The following is a 19,171-nucleotide window of genomic DNA, read 5'->3' as shown; positions in this document are numbered from 1 at the left end:
GCTCAGAAACCGCCGCCCTCGGCCAGCCATTCCTTCTCCGCGTCAGTGCTTTCGCGGCCCACAGCCTTGTTGCGGTGCGGGAAGCGGCCAAAGTCGGCTATCACCTCGAGATGTTGCTGGGCATAGTCGCGCGTGGTCTTCGTGAAGTCTCGGAACGGGCCGCGTGCCTCGTCTGCCAGGCGGGTGAAGAGGGCCACCGACTGCTCCTGATCGCCCATCGCTTCGGAATGTTCCAGCGGCAGATAGAAGAAAACCCGCTCGGTCTCGGAAAGTGAGCTGTCTTCCCCGGCGGCGAGGCCTTCCTTGCACAGATGAAGCGCCAGCATGTCCTGCGCAAAGGCGCGCGGGCTGCCCCGGAAGATGTTGCGGCTCATCTGGTCCAGCACGATGATTGCCGCCAGGCGCTCACGTGCCCCGCGCGCGGCCCAGTCATGCGCCAGCGGCCCGGCCGACAGCGTTTCCAGCAGCGGCTGGAACTGCGCGGTCAGCAACCGGTCAAAGGCTTCCCCGCCATTGAACCAGAGCGGGGCATGGGTCTCGAGCACGTCGGGGGACGAAGCCGATCCGCCAAACCAGAAGCCGTGGACGGTCGCGGGGGAGGGAAGGGCGATCATGCGGCAGGCCTCCGGGCAACAATCATATAATTGACGCTGGTGTCCCCGGAGAGTTTCCACGCGCCGCTCAGCGGCTGAAAACTCACCCCGATGGCCGGCTCGGTTTCCAGGCCGGCGCGTTCCAGCGGCCCGGTCACCTCTTCAGGCGCCAGGAACTTCGACCAGTCATGCGTGCCCGGCGGCAGCCAGCGCAGGATGTATTCCGCGCCGATGACCGCCGTGGCGAGCGCCTTGGCGGTCTTGTTGAGCGTCGCGACAATCATCAGCCCGCCGGGGCGCACGAGGCGCGCGGTATCCATCAGGAACTGCGCCGGGTCGGCCACATGCTCGACCACTTCCATGTTCAGCACGATATCGAACGCCGCCTCGCCAGCGGCCAGCAGGCCCTCCGCAGTGCCGGCGCGGTAGTCGATTGTGAGCCCCTGTTCGGCGGCATGGGTGAGGGCGGTCTTGATGTTGGCCTCGGAGGCATCCACCCCGGTCACCAACGCGCCCAGCCGCGCCATCGGTTCAGAGACGAGGCCCCCGCCGCAGCCGATATCGAGCAGGCGCAGCCCTTCCAGCGGGCGCAATTGCCGGGGCGGCAGGCTGAAATGCTGCTCGGCCGTCTCCCGGATGAACCGCAACCGGGTGGGGTTGAACCGGTGGAGCGGCTTGAACTTGCCGTCGGGGTTCCACCAATCTGCTGCCATGGCCGAAAATTTTGCAACTTCCGCGGGGGCTATGCTGGGGGTCACCGGCGGGGCATCAGACGCGTCAATTGTTCTCGCCATTGTTTAGCAATCCTGTTTGATCCCGGCCGAACTTTCTTCTAGAGGGGCCGATAAATGAGCGGGCCTCAAGGGGCCAGAAGGTATTTGGGGCGAAATGGCGCGGACAGTACTCAAATTCGGCGGCACCTCGGTCGGCGATCTCGATCGTATTGCGAATGTGGCGGAGATCGTAGCCGCGCGGGCGGCGAAAGGCGAGAAGATGGCTGTCATCGTCTCGGCCATGTCGGGCGAGACCAACAAGCTCGTCGCCCTGGCAGACGGCGCTGCCGGCAAGGATCTGCCCCGTCACCTCTATGACGACGAGTATGACGTGGTCGTCGCCTCTGGCGAGCAGGTGACCGCTGGCCTCCTCGCGCTGGCCCTGCGCCGCCGCGGACTGAAAGCCCGGTCCTGGCTTGGCTGGCAGCTCCGCCTGAAGACCGATAACAGCCATGGCCGCGCCCGCATCATGGGCTTTGACGACAGTTCGCTGCCTGATTCGGTCGACAGCGGCGAAATCGCCGTGGTCGCTGGCTTCCAGGGCGTGACCGACGAGTTCCGCGTCACCACGCTCGGCCGGGGCGGGTCTGATACCAGCGCCGTGGCCGTCGCCGCCGCCCTCGGCGCGCAGGTCTGTGACATCTATACCGATGTGGACGGGGTCTACACCACCGATCCCCGCATCGTTCCCAAGGCCCAGCGCATCGACAAGATTTCCTATGAGGAAATGCTCGAAATGGCCTCGCTTGGCGCCAAAGTGCTTCAGACGCGCTCGGTCGAGCTGGCGATGAACCATGGCGTGCCGGTGCGCGTGCTGTCCAGTTTTGTGAAACCCGGCGAGGAGAGCCCCGGCACCCTCGTCTGTTCAGAGGAAGAGATCGTGGAAAAACAGGTCGTCAGCGGCGTTGCCTATTCGCGGGATGAGGCCAAGGTCACGCTGTATGGCGTGCCCGATAAGCCCGGCTCCTCGGCCAAGATCTTCTCCGCGCTGGCCCGCGCTGGCGTGAACGTGGACATGATCGTCCAGGCGTCCTCGCGCGAAGCCTCCAAGGCAAACCTCGTTTTCACCTGCACCGATCGCGACAGCCCGTTTGCGCGCGAGACGCTGGAGAAGCTCCAGGCCGAAGTCGGTTACGAGCGGATCGAGGTTGCCCGCGACGTGTCGAAAATCTCGATTATCGGCGTTGGCATGAAGAGCCATACCGGCGTTGCCGAAAAGATGTTCACTGCCCTCTCCGAGAAAGGCATCAACATCGATGTCATCGCCACTTCCGAGATCAAGATTTCCGTTCTGATCGCGGCGCCTTATACAGAATTGGCGGTCCGGGCACTTCACACTGCATTCGGGCTGGACGCAGACTGACGGGTCACCGTAGACCGGGGGAACATGCCGTATAACCTGCCGGCCACCCGAGTTCTGATGAACAGCCTTCGCCAGGTTATGGCGGAGGATGGAGAGACCCGTTCGCGCCTTGATCAGGTCGTGCATCTGATCGCGTCCACCATGGTCGCCGATGTGTGCTCGATCTACCACCGTGAAGCCGACGGCACCCTGCTGCTGATCGCCACCGAAGGTCTGAAGCCTGAAGCCGTCAACAAGACGCGCATGGGCTCAAGTGAGGGCCTTGTCGGCTATGTCGCCCGAACGGCCGAGCCCATCGCCATCGAGGACGCCCCGCGCCATCCGGCCTTCTCCTATCGCCCGGAAACGGGGGAAGACCCGTTCCATGCTTTCCTGGGTGTGCCGATCCTGCGCACCGGCGGGGTGATCGGCGTCCTCGTCGTCCAGAACCGCACCGAGCGGGTCTACCGCGATGAAGAGGTCGAAACCCTCCAGACCATCGCCATGGTGCTGGCCGAGATCGTCCACCGGATCAGCGAAGACCAGTCCAGTGCCCAGCCTGACCGCCGCGCGCGCGGGCAGAATGGCGGCAATCTGCGCGGGCGTATCTTCTGCGAAGGCCTCGGCTATGGCCGCGCCGTGCTACACGATCCGGTGGTTCCCGCTGCCCGTTTCTTTGCGGCAGACCAGAAACAGGAAGCCCTCCGCCTGGAGCAGGGCCTGAAAGATCTGCGCGCCAGCATCGACCGGATGATGCTGATCGACGGGGCCGCGCTGGGTGAAGACCCGCGCGATGTGATGGAGGCTTACCGCCTCTTGGCGCATGACACGTCCTGGGCTGAAAAGCTGCAGGAGGGCGTGCGCTCGGGCCTGTCTGCAGAAGCCTCGGTCGACCGGGCCCGCCGCGAACACCGCGCCAAGCTGCAGGCCGCACGCGATCCGTACCTGCGCGAGCGGCTGCATGATCTGGAAGATCTCGACAACCGCCTGCTGCGCGTTCTTGGGGGGGAAGAAAGCAAGCCCCAGATTACCGGCGAGAGCAGCGTGCTCGTGGCCCGGCGCCTCGGCCCGGCAGAGCTGCTGGAATATGCCAAGCTGGGCCTCAAGGGCATCCTGATGGAAGAGGCCGCCGCCTCCTCCCATGCCGCGATCGTGGCGCGCGCACTGTCCATTCCCGCCATCGGCGGCATTGAGGGGCTGACCACGCTGATCGAGCAGGACGATTATGTGATCGTCGATGCCGAGCAGGGGCAGGCGCATATCCGCCCCGATGATGCGGTGTATGACGCCTACAAGTCCCGTGTGGCGCTGCGCTCGGAGCGTCAGGCCGTCTATGCCAGCCTGCGTGGCCTCCCGGCGCAGACGAAAGACGGCAAGACCGTTTCGCTGATGCTCAATGCCGGTCTCGATCTTGACCTCGACATGATGGATCAGGCCGGGGCAGACGGCGTTGGCCTCTTTCGCACCGAGTTCCAGTTCCTCGTCTCCGAAACCCTGCCGCGCCTGGAAGATCAGATCGCGCTCTACCGCCGCGTGCTGGACCGGGCAGCGGGCCGGCCCGTCATCTTCCGCACGCTCGATCTCGGCGGGGACAAGGTGCTCCCCATCCTCAACCAGCTGCGCGAGGAAAATCCGGCGCTGGGCTGGCGGTCGATCCGGTTTGCGCTCGATCACAAGGGCCTTTTCCGCCGCCAGCTGCGTGCGCTCGTCCGCGCGGCGGGGGAGGGGGCGCTGACCGTCATGTTCCCGATGGTCACCACTCCGGAAGAGTTCCGCGAAGCGCGCGCCTTGCTCGAGGAAGAAGTGGCCTGGACCCTGAAGCGGACCGGCCAGAAGCCTTCGAAGCTGGAAATCGGGGTGATGCTGGAAACGCCCGCCCTTGCCTTTGCCTTGCCGGATCTCGCCGGGGAGGTCGATTTCCTGTCGGTCGGCACCAACGACCTGTTGCAGTTCTTCTTTGCCGCTGACCGGATGACGCCGTCTGTGTCAGACCGGTACGCCCTGATCAGCCCGTCGGCGCTGCGTTTCCTGCGGATGGTGGCGGAGACCTGCCAGACCGCCGGTATCCGGCTGTCGGTCTGCGGTGAGGCGACAGCCACGCCGCTGGCGGCCTTCTGCTTTGCCGCTTTCGGCTATACCAGCCTGTCGATGTCGGCCTCCTCGATCGGCCCGGTCAAACAGGCCCTCCGCTCCATCGATCTGGCAGGGTTCCGGCGCGGGCTGGATCAGGCCCTGAATGAACCAAACGACGCGTTCCGTAACCAAGTGTTAAGGATAGCACTGGAGCATGGGGCGGATATACCGGACGCCTGAAGCCGGATTATGACGGGATGATGGCGGATTTTTCTTGGCCTGGACCGTTTTTTGCCAAATTTGACACCCATATGGCAGCGGTCGAAGAGACTGGTAGAATATGGCACACATCATGACGCCTGAACCGGTAGAGGACGGACAGAAGTCCGAAGCAACTGTGGCTGAAAACGGAACGGACCGTTCTAACGTTACGCCCATCTCGCCGCGCGCCGCGCGGGAGCTGGAAGTGCGCGAGGGCCGTGTCCGCGCCGAAGAGATTTTCCGCACCGCCGAATATGAAGGCGAAGCCCTTCGCATGGGGCAGGTGCTGCGCCGCGTCCGCGAATCCCTCGGCTTCCAGCTGACCGACATCGCCAAGGAAACCCGCATCCGCGAGAATTTCCTCATGGGGATCGAGCGGATGGAGGTGCAGTCCATCGCCCCGGGCTATCTGAAGGCCTATCTGCTGACTTATGCGCGCTATCTGGGCCTGCCCGAGCAGGAAGTGGTGCAGCGCTACACCCGCGAATGTGGCGGCGTGGATGAGGTCAAGACGGCCGCGCCGGTGCCCAAGATCGGCCAGATCCAGAAACAGCGCACCAAATGGCCGCTGATCGTCGCGGGCGCGGCCATGCTGGCTGCTGTCATTGCGGCAGGCGTCACCGCCATGGTGATGATGAACAATGCCCCCGAGGAGCCCCTGAGCGAGGCCCCGGTGGCCGTTTCCGGCGCGCGGGACAGCCTGTTTGACAATGTGCGCACTGAAACGCGCCCGGTGGTCGATCTGCCGCTGGAGGTCGTGGCCGTCCGTCAGGGCTGGCTGGAAGTGCGCGGCGCCGATGGCACCATCTTCCTCAGCCGCACGCTGGCGCAGGGCGAAACCTTCTTCCCGCGCCTGAATGCCGGCTGGACCGTATCGGCCCGCAATGGCGGTGATTTCGAGTGGCGCGTCGGCGATGTCGTGGTCGGAACCGTAGGTCCGGAAGGCGCGCAGGTTTTCTCCCTGGCGGTTGATGAGCAGCTGCCGCGCGCCGCCGAACTTCTGGCGCCGCCGGAAGTGGCTGCCACCGAGAGCACCAAGGCGACACCTTGAGGCCTTTACGGCGCGCGTTCCACGCGCCACATCTGGCCTGATCTCATCTGCCGATGAGCCCAAGCCCGTGCGAGACGCCTCATGAGCCACAATCCGATCCGTCCCTGGCGCAATATCGAGCGCCGCAAGTCCCGTCAGGTGCGGGTGGGGAATGTGCTGGTGGGCGGGGACGCGCCCATCGCCGTGCAGACGATGACCAACACCCCGACCGAGGACGCGGCCGCCACCATCGCGCAGATCCTGCGCTGCGCCGAAGCGGGCGCCGACATCGTGCGCGTCTCCTGCCCGACCGAAGAGTCGACGCAGGCCATGCGCGAGATCGTCAAGGCGAGCCCCGTGCCGCTCGTGGCCGACATCCATTTCCACTACAAGCGCGGCATCGAGGCGGCGGATGCGGGCGCGGCCTGCCTGCGGATCAATCCCGGCAATATCGGGTCGCCCGCGCGCGTGAAGGAAGTCGTCGCTGCGGCGCGCGCCAATGGTTGCTCAATGCGGATCGGCGTCAATGGCGGCAGCCTTGAGCGCCACCTGCTGGAGAAATATGGCGAGCCTTGCCCGGACGCGATGGTGGAAAGCGCGCTTGATCACGCGCGTATCCTGGATGATCTCGGCTTCCATGATTACAAGATCTCGGTGAAGGCGTCGGACATGTTCCTCACCGTCGCCGCCTATCAGGCGCTTGCCGAAGCCACCGATGCGCCGCTGCACCTTGGCATCACCGAGGCGGGCGGCCTTCGTACGGGTACGGTCAAATCCTCGATCGGCATGGGCGCGCTGCTCTGGGCCGGCATCGGCGACACGATCCGCGTCTCGCTTTCGGCTGAGCCGGAAGAGGAAGTGAAGGTCGGGTTCGAGATGCTGAAATCCCTCGGCCTGCGCACACGCGGGGTCAACATCGTGGCGTGCCCGAGTTGCGCGCGCCAGGGCTTTGACGTAATCCGCACGGTCGAAACGCTGGAGAAGCGGCTGGCGCATATTTCCGAGCCGATTTCGCTCTCCATCATTGGCTGCGTGGTCAACGGCCCCGGCGAAGCGGCGATGACCGATCTCGGCTTCACCGGCGGCGGCAAGGAAAGCGGCAAGATGTTCGTCAACGGACGGGCTGACCATAACGTCTCGAACACCGATATGGTGGAACACATCGTCAAGCTGGTAGAGGAAAAGGCCGCTCGCCTCCAGGCTCAGCGCGAAGCCGAAACAGCAGAAGTGCCCGCCGAATAAAAGTCAGGTCAGAGCGGCGCGCAGCGGCTTGCCGGGATCAGTGCGGCGGCCGCCTCATAGGCCGCCTGTGAAGGCGCCAGCCTGCGGATCAGGGCAAGGGCCTCGGGCTTTGACACGATCACCTGCTCGGCCTCACCATACTGGTAGAGATCCTGCCCCTCCAGGGCCACGATCACCCGGCGAATGCCCGGCGTGCCCTCTGCCCGCGCATCCAGAGAGCCGGCATAGACATTGTCCGTATCCGCCTCAAAGATCGAGAGCGAGCCATATTCCGGCCAGGCTGGCACGGAAAGCTCCACCGGCCCGTTGGAGAGGTCAATCAGGCAGATGGCATAGGCCAGATCGGGGGAGGGGCGCACCACGGGCTGGCTTTCCGGGGTAACACGCGGGCTCATCGCCCAGGCATGCACGGGCATGCCCCGCTCGACCATCTGTCCACGGACCGTGGACATGATCTTGCCCGGCAGGGCGCTGAGCACCACGAAATGCGCAATCAGAAAGGTGATGGCAAAGGCGGCAAGCCCGGTGAGGAAGGCACGCATCAGGCAGCCCCTCCGCAGGAAAGGCGTTTGATAACCGGCGCGGGCAGCACGTCCTCAGGGGTCGCGATCAGCTCCGGCGTGGGTTTGTAGATGCGCAGCATCAGATCGAAGGTGCCGGCATTCTGGCTGGACACCCAGTTCCCGGTCTCCGGCCCATCCGCCGCCACGGTGAAGGACCAGGCGCTGCCGTCGCTGGTGGCTGCCGCCTTGGTCTTGTCGAAGGAGGGGGCGTTGTCCTTGTTGAGCGGCAGGTAGCTCTGGGCATCATAAAGCGTAACCGACCACCAGAGCCCCGGCATGTCGCCGCCGCTCACTTCATAGCGGCAGTCTTCGGAGAGACGCTGGCCGCCTTCATCGACGCCCTTGGTGAAATAGACCGCTTCTTCCTTGGTCAGGGCCAGGAGGCCGTGGCGGGCGACCCGCGCCCGCGTCCAGGGATTGGCCGCCGTGGACCCGATGGTCCAGTCGCTTTTCCAGCCGTTTACATTGATCTCATCGCTGAAACCCGCGCCCGCGCCGAACATGCCAGCCGCAAAGAGAGCCGTAACCGCCCCCGCCGCCAGGCCCAGCACACCACCAATCAGAAGAACCACAATCCGCATCCGGTCACGCTATCGTGACTGCAGCCGCCTGCAAGAGGAAAACAGAAGGGGGCTGGGAGGCGCCCCCGCAATGCGCTAGCAACACATGCCTTAGCGGGCATCTTTCCAGGTTTGTTCATGGTGTTGAGAGTTTTGCGCTGGATCGGCCTCAGCCTTCTGGCGGGTGTGATGCTCCTTGTCGGGTCAAGCTGCACCATGCTCGGCCTGAACTATGCGAGCCTGGATACCGCCAACAAGCCCGCCGCTACCCCGCCCATCGATGTCGCCGCGCTGGTTTCCGATCCAGGCGAGCGGGCGCGCCTCAAGGGGCTGCTGCAGGACACGCTGTATGGCGCCTGGCCCGAAGGCCTGCCGGTCAGCTTTGGCGACTGGCGGGTGATCGTTCCGGACTATCTGGAAGGCCGCGGCACGCTGGAAGAACTCGACATCACCATCGGCGCAGGCCCCGGCGCGCGCACTTTCCAACTCGTGGCGGCCTTCCCTTCGGGCGCGGTGCAGGTGCCGGTCGTCATCGCGCAGACCTTCGGGTCCAACTGCGCCACCTTTCCGGAGCAACCTGTCACCAGCATGGATGGGGATGCCTGCACCGTCCGGGATTTCGGCAAGTTTGCCAGCATGGTCATTTCCGCCGTGTTCGGGGAGTATATCGCCGAGGCGCCCATCGACCTCTATTTCGACGCCGGCCTTGCCTATGCCAGCTTCCATGCGAGCGATTTCGTGCCCGATGACGAGGACGAAGCCGGCCCTGCGATCGAGGCGCTTGGCGGAAACCCTAATCCCGGCAGCACGCTGATGGCCTGGGCCTATGCCTATTCCGCCGTGATCACGGCGCTGGAAGCCGATGACCGGGTAGACAATCAACGCATGGCGATCCTCGGCCATTCCCGCCATGGCAAGGCCGCGCTACTGGCGGCCGCCTGGGATCCGCGTGTCGATGCGGTGATCGCCCACCAGACCGGCTTTGGCGGCGCGGCGCTTTCCCGGTCGCCCTCTGGCGAGCGGCTGGACCGGATGGTGAAATCCTATCCTCACTGGCTGGCCCCCAGCGCGGCGCCCTACGCGGCCGACCCGGCCACGCTGCCTTTCGATCAGCATCACCTGCTGGCGCTGATCGCGCCCCGTCCGCTCTTCCTCGGCAATGCGCGCCGGGATGTCTGGGCCGACCCCAATTCCAGCTATCGGGCGGCTTATGCGGCCAGCGCCGTCTGGCGCGCCCATGGCGAGACGGGCCTGAAGGACGACATGACCCATTTCGATCCGGCTGCCGATATTGCCTTCTTCTTGCGTCCCGGCGGCCACAGCATCGTCGACGATGACATTGAGGCCTTTGTGGCCTTCCTGAAGGCGCATCTGCAGAAAACAGCTCAGTTGCCAAGCCAGGTGACAGCGCCCTAATCTCTCCCGCAACAACACTGCTGTGGGAGGCAACAACAATGGCAATACCTGAAATCGAATTCCTGAAACCGGTGCTGGCGCTGGTAATCTGGACCTGCGTGCTGTGGATCTGGATGTATGCGCTGCGCCTGCCAGCCTTCGGCAAGGCGGGCATCAAGCCGGACGAGGCGCGCCATCCGGGCACCTATTCGGACAAGCTTCCCCCGCATGTCCGCTCGGCAGCGGACAATTACAACCACCTGCACGAACAGCCGACGATCTTCTACGCCCTCATGTTCTTCGCGGCGCTCACCGGGGGCGGGGACAATCTCTCCACCCTGGTTGCCTGGGCCTATGTGGCGCTGCGGGTGATGCATTCCTTCGTGCAGATCGTGATCGGCTCGGTGCCGCTGCGCTTTCTGGTCTTCTCGCTGGGCACATTCTGCCTGTTCTTCCTGGCGGGGAAGGAAGCCCTGCGTATCTTCGCCTGACAGCGGCGCGGGCTTCCATGCCGCCTGAAAGCGGATTAAAGGGCGGGCATGTCAGCCCTGTCCCAGATGCGCCTTCAGCAGGTGATCGACCGGTTCGAGGAGGTTGAGGCCCGGATGGGCGCAACCTCCGACTCCTCGGAGATCATCACCCTTTCCAAGGAACACGCCGAGCTTCGCCCGGTGGTCGAGAAGGCGCGCGACCTGATGTCGGCCCGCAAGGGGCTGGCCGAAGCCGAAGCGATGCTCGCCTCCGGCGACAGGGAAATGGCCGAACTGGCCGAAATGGAGATTGAGGATCTGCGCGAGCGCCTGCCGGAGCTCGAACAGGAAATGCAGATCCTGCTTCTGCCCAAGGATGTCGACGACAAGGCCGACATCGTGCTGGAGGTGCGCGCGGGCACCGGCGGGGATGAAGCCGCGCTGTTCGCGGGCGACCTCTTCCGCATGTATACCCGTTTCGCCCAGATCATGGGCTGGAAGGTAGAGATCGTGGACGTCTCTCCGGGGGACGCGGGCGGCTATAAGGAAATCATCGCCAATGTGTCCGGCGACGGCGTGTTCGGGCGGATGAAGTGGGAAAGCGGTGTTCACCGCGTCCAGCGCGTGCCCGCCACCGAAACACAGGGCCGCATCCATACGTCAGCCGCCACGGTCGCCGTTCTGCCGGCCCCGGAAAATATCGAGATCGAGGTGCGCCCCGAAGACATCCGTATCGATACGATGCGGGCCTCCGGCGCAGGCGGCCAGCACGTCAACAAGACCGACTCGGCCGTGCGCATCACCCACCTTGCCACCGGCATCGTGGTCACGAGCTCTGAGAAATCCCAGCATGTGAACCGCGACAAGGCAATGCAGCAGCTGAAGATCCGTCTCTACGAAAAGGAACGCTCCGAGAAGGACGCCGCCCGCGCAGAGGCCCGCGCCAGCCAGATCGGTTCCGGTGACCGCAGCCAGAAAGTGCGCACCTACAACTATCCGGAAAACCGCGTCACCGATCACCGTATCGGCCTGACGCTCTATTCGCTCGACCGGATCATTGCCGGCGACAAGCTCGGCGATGTGATCGAAGCTCTGATCACGGAAGACCAATCGCGCCGTCTGGCCGCGCTGGAGTCAAGTTGATGCGTCCGCGCTTTGCCTGGCTTGGTGTCTGCATGGCCGGTCTCGCCGCTTGCGCCAGCGCGCCTGCGGCCGTTCCGGCTGCAACACCCTCGCTGGCCGCAGCGCAGGCCAATCTGCGCGTGGTGGGCAACAGGGTTTTCCTGCCGGTTGACGTTCAGGGCATCGCCACGGAGGCGCTTCTGGATTCCGGCGCGGAGATGACCCTGCTGGACACCGCCTTTGCCGCCACTGCCGGTCTCGCCGCCTTCGGCGAGGAAGAGGCAAGGGGCACGGGCGCGGGCACGCAAAGCGTTCAGTTTGCAGAAGGCGTCACGCTGAAGGCGGCGGGAAAGACGCTGCAGGACCGGATGGTGGCCATCCTTGACCTGACGGATATTTCGCAGCGCGTCGTCGGCGCGCCGCTGACCGTGGTGCTCGGCCGGGAATTTTTTGACGCCGGCATCTATGCGATGGACATTGAGGCTGGCCGCATCGAAGAGACCGGCGCGGAGGCTCTGCCCGCGTCCGATCCGCTGCCGCTGCAGGACGCCCACGGCATCAAGCAGCTCGGCGCGGCAATCAACGGGGCTCCGGTGCTGGCCGATTTTGATCTTGGCAATGGCAATGAAGTTCTGCTCAGCCGGGCTTTTGCTGAGCGCGCCGGCCTGCTGGCGCCGGATAACATCCTTGGCACCAAGATGGGCGGCGGCATTGGCGGAGATGTCGAACGCACGCTCGTCCGTATAGAGACGCTTGAGATTGGCGGATTGACGCTGAAGGATGTGACGGCGGCCGTCTCCCCTCATGAGAAGGGGGCAGATGCCAATGTCGGCGTCTCGGTGCTGCGCCATTTCCGCATTGTCGTCGATTATGAAGGCAACCGGATCTGGCTGGAGCCGCGTGCGTGAAGCCGCCCACCTATGACGAACTGATCAGCCTGGCGGCCCAGCGCTTCCGGGAAGCGGGCTTGGACCGCGCGCGGTCAGAAGCGATGATGCTGATGATCCATGCTTTCGGCGGGTCGCATCTGGCGTTGATTTCGGCCGGAAATTCGCCGGTGCCCAAAACGGTGGAAGAAGATTTCCTCGCCGTCGTTGCGCGCCGGGCCGCGCGCGAGCCGGCCCAGCACATCATGGGCGAGACGCATTTCTACGGCCTCGACATCCTCACCGATGCCCGCGCCCTCATTCCGCGCACCGATAGCGAGTGCGTCGTCACTGCGGCGCTCGATCGCCTGCCCAAGGATGGCCCGCTCTGGCTGGCAGATCTCGGCACCGGCACCGGCTGCCTCCTCGCCGCGCTGCTCACCCAGCGCCCGGAGGCCAGCGGGGAGGGGGTGGAAGCAAGCCCGGAAGCTGCGCAGCTCGCCCGCGCGAATCTGGAAAAGCACCGCCTGACGGACTGCTCGGCCATCTTCATCGGCAGCTGGGTAGACTGGCAAGGCTGGCCCAAGGCGGACCTCATCATCTCCAACCCGCCCTATATCGTCTCGGATGTGATTGCCGGGCTTGAGCCGGAAGTGCGCGAACATGAGCCGCTGATGGCGCTTGATGGCGGCCAGGACGGGCTCAACTGCTACCGGGAGATCATCGCGCTGGGCGCGGCCGGCATGAAGCCCGGCGCCTGGCTGGTGCTGGAGATCGGCTATGACCAGAAAGAGGCCGTTCTGGGCCTGATGGCGCTGGCGGGCTTTGAAAGCCTCGCCTCCGGTCAGGATCTGGGCAGCAATGACCGCTGGGTGGCGGGCTGCAGACCCCGTTAATTCTGCTTACATTTTCCCTTGGCGGACCCCGCATTCCACGTTACATAAGGGTTCGGTGAGGGGCCGCCCGCAATTTCCTGCGGGTGTAGATGCAAGCTCCCGCCAGGGATCGGTTGAAACGGCAGCGTCGATACTCAGGCCCCACCTGCACGCAGAAGCTGACGGTTCTGACAACTGCTTGCCGGCAATTTTAGGCACACTTTGAAACAGGATATCCCGAATGAAACGCTCACGCGGGCGCAACAGACGCTCAGGCGGCAATCCGCAGAATGCTTTCAACAATCCCAACCGCCACTATGAGAGTGTCGGTCCGGACGTGAAGATCCGCGGTTCCGCCCAGCAGGTTCTGGAGAAATACCTCCAATACGCCCGTGACGCGCAGACCAGCGGCGACCGCATTCTCTCCGAAGCCTATTTCCAGTTCGCCGAGCATTATCAGCGCATCGTCGCCAAGCAGCTCGAAGCGCGTAACCAGCAGCAACAGCAGCACCAGAACCGGGGCGACCGGCGCGATGATCGCGACAATCGCCCGAACGGCGACCGGGATTATCGCGGCAACCAGCCCTCCGAAGGCGCCGATGCCGGCGAAGAGGATGCAGGCGAGGCCGTCGTTGTCACTTCCACCCATCCGCGTCATGAGGACGACGGCGAGCGTGCTGATTCGCTCCGCGTGATCGACACCGATGACGAGGCAGACGATTCGTCTGCTGAGCAGGCCGAGGAAGCCGCTGCCGAAGAGGCCGCCCCGGCTGAGCGCGACCGCGCAGAACGTGGCAGCCGCAGCGCAGGCCGCCGCAAGCCCTACAAGGCCCGCGAGGAGCGCGCTCCCCGCCAGAAGGAAGAAGACGGCGCCTCCGAGGCTGTTTCCGAAACCGATGGCGTGATGAAAACCCTCTCGCGCGGCCGCCGCCGCCCGTCGGCCGAGGAAACCGCGCCAGCCGAGACAACCGACTGATCCGCCACCGGTCTACGTAAATCTACTGCGACGCCCCGCCCTCCAGCGGGGCGTTTCGTTTTGCGCGGCAAGTGCTTGCAGCTTTCGCCCGGCATTCCCACATCGGCTTCAACGAGACGGCTGCCGCTGAGCGGGGCCGACAGGCATTACAATCTGCCTCCAGAAGGGGATGAACCCATGAACCTTGACCAATACACCGAACGTGCCCGCGCCATTATTCAGGGCACGCAAACCTCCGCGCTGGCCGCTGGCCATCAGGTGCTGACACCGGCGCACATTCTGAAAACCCTGCTTGAAGACCGTGACCAGCTCGCGGTGAACCTCATCCGCGCGGCCGGTGGCCGGCCGGAGCTGGCCGTGCAGGGCGTCGACACGGCCCTTGGCAAGCTGCCAAAGGTTTCCGGCGCCGGGGCAGGTGGCCTGCGCCTTGAACAATCGGGCGCAAAACTCTTCCAGGACGCTGAGGCGGGCGCCAAGAAAGCCGGTGACGCTTTCGTCACCGCCGAGCGCCTGCTGCTCGCCATTGCCGGCCTTGCCGGAGACCCGGCCGCTGACGTTCTGAAGAATGCCGGCGTGACGCCCAAGACGCTGGAAGGCGCTATCGCTCAGCTGCGCCAGGGCCGAACGGCAGACAGTCAGAATGCGGAAGAAGGCTATGAAGCGCTGAAGAAATACGCCCGCGACCTGACCAAGGACGCCCGCGAAGGCAAGCTGGATCCGGTGATCGGGCGTGATGAGGAAATCCGCCGCGCGATCCAGGTGCTTTCCCGCCGCTCCAAGAACAACCCCGTCCTGATCGGTGAGCCGGGCGTCGGCAAGACGGCCATCGCCGAAGGCCTTGCCCTGCGCATCGTCAATGGCGATGTGCCCGAGAGCCTGAAGGACAAGAAACTCCTCGCGCTCGACATGGGCGCGCTGATTGCGGGCGCCAAATTCCGCGGCGAGTTCGAGGAGCGCCTGAAAGCCGTTCTGAACGAAGTTCAGCAGGCGGAAGGCGGCATCATCCTCTTCATTGACGAAATGCACACGCTTGTCGGCGCTGGCAAATCGGAAGGCGCCATGGATGCGTCCAACCTTCTGAAACCGGCGCTCGCGCGCGGCGAACTTCACTGTATCGGCGCCACGACGCTGGACGAATACCGCAAATATGTCGAAGGCGACCCGGCGCTCGCCCGCCGTTTCATGGCCGTCTATGTCGACGAGCCGACGGTGGAAGACACAATCTCGATCCTCCGGGGTCTGAAGGCCCGCTATGAGGCCCATCACGGTGTGCGCATATCGGATGCGGCAATTGTTGCCGCCGCCACGCTTTCGAACCGCTACATCACGGACCGCTTCCTGCCCGACAAGGCCATCGACCTGATGGACGAAGCCGGCTCGCGCCTGCGCATGCAGGTGGATTCAAAACCTGAGGAACTCGACGAGATCGACCGCCGCCTGCTGCAGCTGAAGATCGAGGCTGAAGCCCTCAAGAAGGAAAAGGACACCGCCTCGCAGGACCGGCTGAAAACGCTGGAAGGCGAGATCGCGGGCCTCGAAACCCGCTCGCGCGAACTCACCACCGCCTGGAGCGCGGAGAAGGACAAGCTGAAAGGCGCCGCCTCTGCCAAGGAACAGCTCGACCGGGCTTACTCCGACATGGCCGAGGCCCAGCGCCAGGGCGACCTTGCCAAGGCCTCTGAGCTGAAATTTTCCACCATCCCGCGGCTGGAAAAGATGATTGCGGAAGTCGAGGCCAAGGGGGACGCCGAAGGCGGCCTCGTGTCCGAAGTCGTCCGTCCAGAGCATATCGCGGGCGTCGTCTCCAAATGGACCGGCATCCCCGTCGACAAGATGATGGAAGGGGAGCGCGAGAAACTGCTGCGCATGGAAGATTCCCTGCGGGGCCGCGTCGTCGGCCAGGAAGACGCGCTCGTCGCCGTCTCCAATGCCGTGCGCCGGGCCCGCGCCGGCCTGCAGGATCCGAACCGTCCCATCGGCTCGTTCCTCTTCGTCGGCCCCACGGGCGTCGGCAAGACGGAGCTGACCAAGGCGCTCGCCGAATTCATGTTCGATGACGACACCGCCATCCTGCGGCTCGACATGTCCGAGTTCTCGGAGAAACACTCCGTGGCCAGATTGATCGGCGCGCCTCCGGGCTATGTCGGTTATGATGAAGGCGGCGTGCTGACCGAGGCTGTCCGGCGCCGGCCCTATCAGGTCGTCCTGTTCGATGAGGTGGAGAAGGCCCATCCGGACCTTTTCAATACGCTGCTTCAGGTACTCGATGATGGCCGCCTCACCGATGGCCAGGGCCGCACGGTGGATTTCAAGAACACGATCATCATCATGACCTCGAACCTCGGCGCAGACGCGCTGGCGAGCGGGGAAGAGGGCGAAGTCTCCGAGAGCGCCCGCGAGCATGTGATGGCCGCCATCCGCCGTCATTTCCGCCCGGAATTCATCAACCGGATCGACGAGATCGTCTTCTTCAAGCGGCTGGGCCGCGGCGAGATCGACCATATCGTCGACATCCAGATGAGCCGCCTCGAAAAGCTGCTCAAGGACCGGAAGATGAAGCTCGACCTCAGCCTGGACGCCCGCAACTGGCTGGCCGCGCGCGGCTATGATCCGGTCTATGGCGCGCGGCCCCTGAAGCGCGTGATCCAGAAAGAGCTGCAGGACCCGCTCGCGCGCCTCCTGCTGGAAGGCCGCATCCTCGATGGCGAGACAATCCATGTCGGCGTCGAAGGCGATGGCCTCTCCATCAACGGCGTGCCCAACACCTTCGCCAAGGGCAAGGTGGCGCTGAATTAAGCGACAGGGATCATCCCGGATCGAACAAAAGCCCCGGCGTCTGAAGGCGCGGGGGCTTTTACACGTGGTTATGCCGCTTCCTTGGGAACCACTTGAAGCTGAAGCCCGAGGCTGTCGAGAATGGCCGTCAATGTCGAGAGTTTCGGATCGCCCTCTTCGCTCAGGGCTCGGTAAAGTCCCGCGCGCGTAAGGCCAGACTTCTCGGCGAGAGCCGTCATTCCCACGCTGTCAGCGATCGCGCGAAGGAGTGGCTTGATGTTTTCAGGCCCGACTTCCTCCATCGCCGCTTCAATGAAGACAATAACATCCTCAGCCGTCTGAATATGATCGCCGGGGCGGAAAGGTTTTGTCTTAATTGTCACCTTCGGTCTCCTCTACCAGCCGGACAGCTCTGGCAATATCCTTGTCCTGAGAGTCTTTGTCCCCGCCGCCAAGAAGAAGAACAAGTTCTTCTCCTCTGAGCGTGAAGTAGACCCGGTATCCCGGTCCGAAATGAAAGCGCAGTTCCGAAACCTTATGGCCGACAGATTTATGGTCGCCGAAATGCCCGCCCTCCTGGATCGCAACAAGTCGCGCCGTGATGCGGATTTTGGCTTTTCTGTCCTTCAGCCCGCTGAACCATTGTTCAAAGGCATCGGTCTGTTCGATTTTCATTCGGCCTCCGGCGAATTTTGTATACTCCAGTATCCATATGATGTCAACTGTAGTATACCTGTACGGCTGAGCTGATCGCGGGCGCCCCTCAGGGCGCCGGGGCGTTTGTCATCCGGGCGGTGCTGGCGGTGGCGGCGAAAAGCTGGCTGCCGGCCGCTTCATTCCGGAAAGTGTCGATCGCGTCGCGCTGGGCCTCGAAAGCGGCAAGCACGGCCTTGTTACCGGAAATGTCGCGCCCCGTCGGCAGCGCCAGCGTTTCCGGGTTCACATAGAAGCCGTTGCGCAGCACTTCATAATGCAGATGCGCGCCGGTGCTGGAGCCGGTGGAGCCGACATAGCCGATCACCTCGCCGCGCATCACGGTGCGCCCGGGCGTCAGGTTTTCGGCAAAGCCGGACATGTGCGCATAGACGGTTTCATAGCCGCGCTCATGCCGTATGCGGACGAACCAGCCATAGCCTTCGCCATACCGCATGTCGGTCACGAGGCCCGAGCCGGCCGCGCGGATCGGCGTACCCACCGGCGCACGGAAATCGATACCGGCATGCAGCAGCATTTCGCCGGTGATGGGGTGCATGCGGTTGCCGAAGCCGGAGCTCATCTCGCCCCCGCGCACCGGATTGCGCAGCAGGAATTCGTCGCCTGCAACGCCGCTGCGGCTGAAGAATTCGGGCAGGCCCGTATCTTCCGGCGTAAACCGGTACCAGCTGCCGGAGGTTTTGGCGCCATTGAAGGCAGCAAAGACAAGATCGCCTGCCTCCAGGAAATTGCCGCGCTCATCGGTGACCACTTCAATCACGGCATCAAACCGCTCGCCCTTGCGCCCGCCTTTGGCCAGGGCAGGGTCTTCGGGGAAAAGGCCGGCAAACATGTCGGCATGCTGGCGGGTACCGCCTCCGGCGATGATGGCGTCGGCGAGGCTCGTGTCGATGCGGCCCGCGACGCGGTGCAGGGCTGTGGTCGTGCGGGCGGATAGAAGATTGGCCTTGAAGCGGCCATCGCTGCTCCGGCTGGCCACCAGGGTGGCCTTGGGGCTCAGCTTGGCGCTGACGCCGGCCAGGCGCTCGCGCCCGTCTTCGCCCGCCTCGAACCAGGCCGACAGCGCCGTGCCGGGGCGCAGGCGCTGGCCGCGCGTGGGCGAGGCGTCACGCAGCGCAACGGCGGCGGACGTGGCATCTTCCGGGCTCGCGCCCAGCACTTCGAGCACATCCATAGCCGAAACACTGGCCGTTACCGTGCCATTGCGGGTCACGGTTTCAGTTTGCCCCGCTTCAGCGCGCAAATCGTTGATCTGCAGCAGGCTCAGCGGCTTCAGGGTTTCCGGTTCGGCCCGCACCAGCAGGAAAAGCGCCAGTATGATGAGAATGACCGCGCCCCCGCCGATGCGTTCGGCGGTACGGGAAGTCATGTCCAGACGCCGTACGGCGACAGGAATCCGAGGCGGCTTTCGCGTTCGTTTCATGCCGTTTCTCCCATCCAGGGGCCGAGAAGGGCCTAGGTCTGGCAGTCAGGAAGCAAGAAAGGGACCAGAATCGCCCCAGAGGAGAGATTCTTGCGCAGCCAGTCTCGCTGTGGGTTAA

At 64.2% G+C, this 19,171-nt stretch carries 18 protein-coding genes; 11 read left to right on the top strand and 7 right to left on the bottom strand.

The window, feature by feature from the left end; translation table 11 throughout:
* Window positions 1-2: 2 nt before the first annotated feature.
* Window positions 3-614, bottom strand: a complete 612-nt coding sequence (locus BBF93_RS15085) for a DUF924 family protein (RefSeq protein ID WP_114106474.1) — start codon at window positions 612-614, stop codon at window positions 3-5.
* Window positions 611-1,387 (bottom strand): bifunctional 2-polyprenyl-6-hydroxyphenol methylase/3-demethylubiquinol 3-O-methyltransferase UbiG, encoded by a 777-nt coding sequence (ubiG, locus tag BBF93_RS15080; RefSeq protein ID WP_114106473.1) that lies wholly within the window; start codon window positions 1,385-1,387, stop codon window positions 611-613. The genes BBF93_RS15085 and ubiG overlap by 4 nt, the downstream gene beginning before the upstream one ends.
* A 94-nt stretch (window positions 1,388-1,481) precedes the next feature.
* Between ubiG and BBF93_RS15075 the strand changes: the two genes are divergently transcribed.
* From BBF93_RS15075 to ispG, 4 genes are all read left to right on the top strand, one after another.
* Window positions 1,482-2,729 (top strand): aspartate kinase, encoded by a 1,248-nt coding sequence (locus BBF93_RS15075; RefSeq protein WP_114106472.1) that lies wholly within the window; start codon window positions 1,482-1,484, stop codon window positions 2,727-2,729.
* A gap of 24 nt (window positions 2,730-2,753) precedes the next feature.
* Window positions 2,754-5,021, top strand: coding sequence for a phosphoenolpyruvate--protein phosphotransferase (ptsP, locus tag BBF93_RS15070; RefSeq protein ID WP_035598388.1), 2,268 nt, complete (start codon window positions 2,754-2,756; stop codon window positions 5,019-5,021).
* Window positions 5,022-5,121: 100 nt separating this feature from the next.
* The gene (locus BBF93_RS15065; protein WP_114106471.1) at window positions 5,122-6,093 is read left to right on the top strand and encodes a helix-turn-helix domain-containing protein; all 972 of its coding nucleotides are present in this window, start codon (window positions 5,122-5,124) and stop codon (window positions 6,091-6,093) included.
* A gap of 81 nt (window positions 6,094-6,174) precedes the next feature.
* The gene (gene ispG, locus BBF93_RS15060) at window positions 6,175-7,314 is read left to right on the top strand and encodes a flavodoxin-dependent (E)-4-hydroxy-3-methylbut-2-enyl-diphosphate synthase (RefSeq protein WP_035598382.1); all 1,140 of its coding nucleotides are present in this window, start codon (window positions 6,175-6,177) and stop codon (window positions 7,312-7,314) included.
* An 8-nt stretch (window positions 7,315-7,322) separates the two neighbouring features.
* Here the strand turns inward: ispG and BBF93_RS15055 are convergent, their stop codons facing one another.
* Together BBF93_RS15055 and BBF93_RS15050 are read right to left on the bottom strand one after the other, a co-directional pair.
* Window positions 7,323-7,856 (bottom strand): DUF1254 domain-containing protein, encoded by a 534-nt coding sequence (locus BBF93_RS15055; RefSeq protein WP_114106470.1) that lies wholly within the window; start codon window positions 7,854-7,856, stop codon window positions 7,323-7,325.
* The gene (locus BBF93_RS15050; protein WP_114106469.1) at window positions 7,856-8,458 is read right to left on the bottom strand and encodes a DUF1214 domain-containing protein; all 603 of its coding nucleotides are present in this window, start codon (window positions 8,456-8,458) and stop codon (window positions 7,856-7,858) included. Before BBF93_RS15050 ends, BBF93_RS15055 begins: the two co-directional genes overlap by 1 nt.
* A gap of 117 nt (window positions 8,459-8,575) precedes the next feature.
* Between BBF93_RS15050 and BBF93_RS15045 the strand changes: the two genes are divergently transcribed.
* The 7 genes from BBF93_RS15045 to clpB all read left to right on the top strand — a co-directional run bounded on the left by BBF93_RS15045 (window position 8,576) and on the right by clpB (window position 16,937).
* On the top strand, window positions 8,576-9,853 hold the full coding sequence (locus BBF93_RS15045; protein ID WP_162786590.1) for a hypothetical protein: 1,278 nt from the start codon (window positions 8,576-8,578) through the stop codon (window positions 9,851-9,853).
* Between the two features lie 38 nt (window positions 9,854-9,891).
* Window positions 9,892-10,323, top strand: a complete 432-nt coding sequence (locus tag BBF93_RS15040; RefSeq protein WP_114106467.1) for an MAPEG family protein — start codon at window positions 9,892-9,894, stop codon at window positions 10,321-10,323.
* Between the two features lie 48 nt (window positions 10,324-10,371).
* On the top strand, window positions 10,372-11,445 hold the full coding sequence (gene prfA, locus BBF93_RS15035) for a peptide chain release factor 1 (RefSeq protein ID WP_199288417.1): 1,074 nt from the start codon (window positions 10,372-10,374) through the stop codon (window positions 11,443-11,445).
* Window positions 11,445-12,332: a retropepsin-like aspartic protease gene (locus tag BBF93_RS15030; protein WP_162786589.1), complete on the top strand. Its 888-nt coding sequence runs from the start codon at window positions 11,445-11,447 to the stop codon at window positions 12,330-12,332. The genes prfA and BBF93_RS15030 overlap by 1 nt, the downstream gene beginning before the upstream one ends.
* A complete protein-coding gene (prmC, locus tag BBF93_RS15025) occupies window positions 12,329-13,186 on the top strand; it encodes a peptide chain release factor N(5)-glutamine methyltransferase (protein ID WP_162786588.1) in 858 nt (285 codons plus the stop codon). The genes BBF93_RS15030 and prmC overlap by 4 nt, the downstream gene beginning before the upstream one ends.
* Before the next feature lie 220 nt (window positions 13,187-13,406).
* A complete protein-coding gene (locus BBF93_RS15020) occupies window positions 13,407-14,141 on the top strand; it encodes a DUF4167 domain-containing protein (RefSeq protein ID WP_114106464.1) in 735 nt (244 codons plus the stop codon).
* Between the two features lie 177 nt (window positions 14,142-14,318).
* Window positions 14,319-16,937, top strand: coding sequence for an ATP-dependent chaperone ClpB (gene clpB, locus BBF93_RS15015; RefSeq protein ID WP_114106463.1), 2,619 nt, complete (start codon window positions 14,319-14,321; stop codon window positions 16,935-16,937).
* Window positions 16,938-17,005: 68 nt separating this feature from the next.
* Here clpB and BBF93_RS15010 read toward each other — a convergent pair whose 3' ends face one another.
* The 3 genes from BBF93_RS15010 to BBF93_RS15000 all read right to left on the bottom strand — a co-directional run bounded on the left by BBF93_RS15010 (window position 17,006) and on the right by BBF93_RS15000 (window position 18,999).
* Window positions 17,006-17,299, bottom strand: a complete 294-nt coding sequence (locus tag BBF93_RS15010) for an addiction module antidote protein (protein WP_114106462.1) — start codon at window positions 17,297-17,299, stop codon at window positions 17,006-17,008.
* The gene (locus BBF93_RS15005) at window positions 17,289-17,591 is read right to left on the bottom strand and encodes a type II toxin-antitoxin system RelE/ParE family toxin (protein WP_114106461.1); all 303 of its coding nucleotides are present in this window, start codon (window positions 17,589-17,591) and stop codon (window positions 17,289-17,291) included. Before BBF93_RS15005 ends, BBF93_RS15010 begins: the two co-directional genes overlap by 11 nt.
* 88 nt (window positions 17,592-17,679) lie before the next feature.
* Entirely contained in the window at window positions 17,680-18,999 is a 1,320-nt protein-coding gene (locus BBF93_RS15000) for a M23 family metallopeptidase (RefSeq protein ID WP_162786587.1), read from the bottom strand.
* Window positions 19,000-19,171 lie beyond the last annotated feature (172 nt).

Origin of the sequence: Hyphomonas sp. CACIAM 19H1 (assembly GCF_003325995.1) — a bacterium.
GTDB classification, from domain to species: domain Bacteria; phylum Pseudomonadota; class Alphaproteobacteria; order Caulobacterales; family Hyphomonadaceae; genus Hyphomonas; species Hyphomonas polymorpha.
This window is presented reverse-complemented; position numbering and strand designations above follow the sequence as displayed.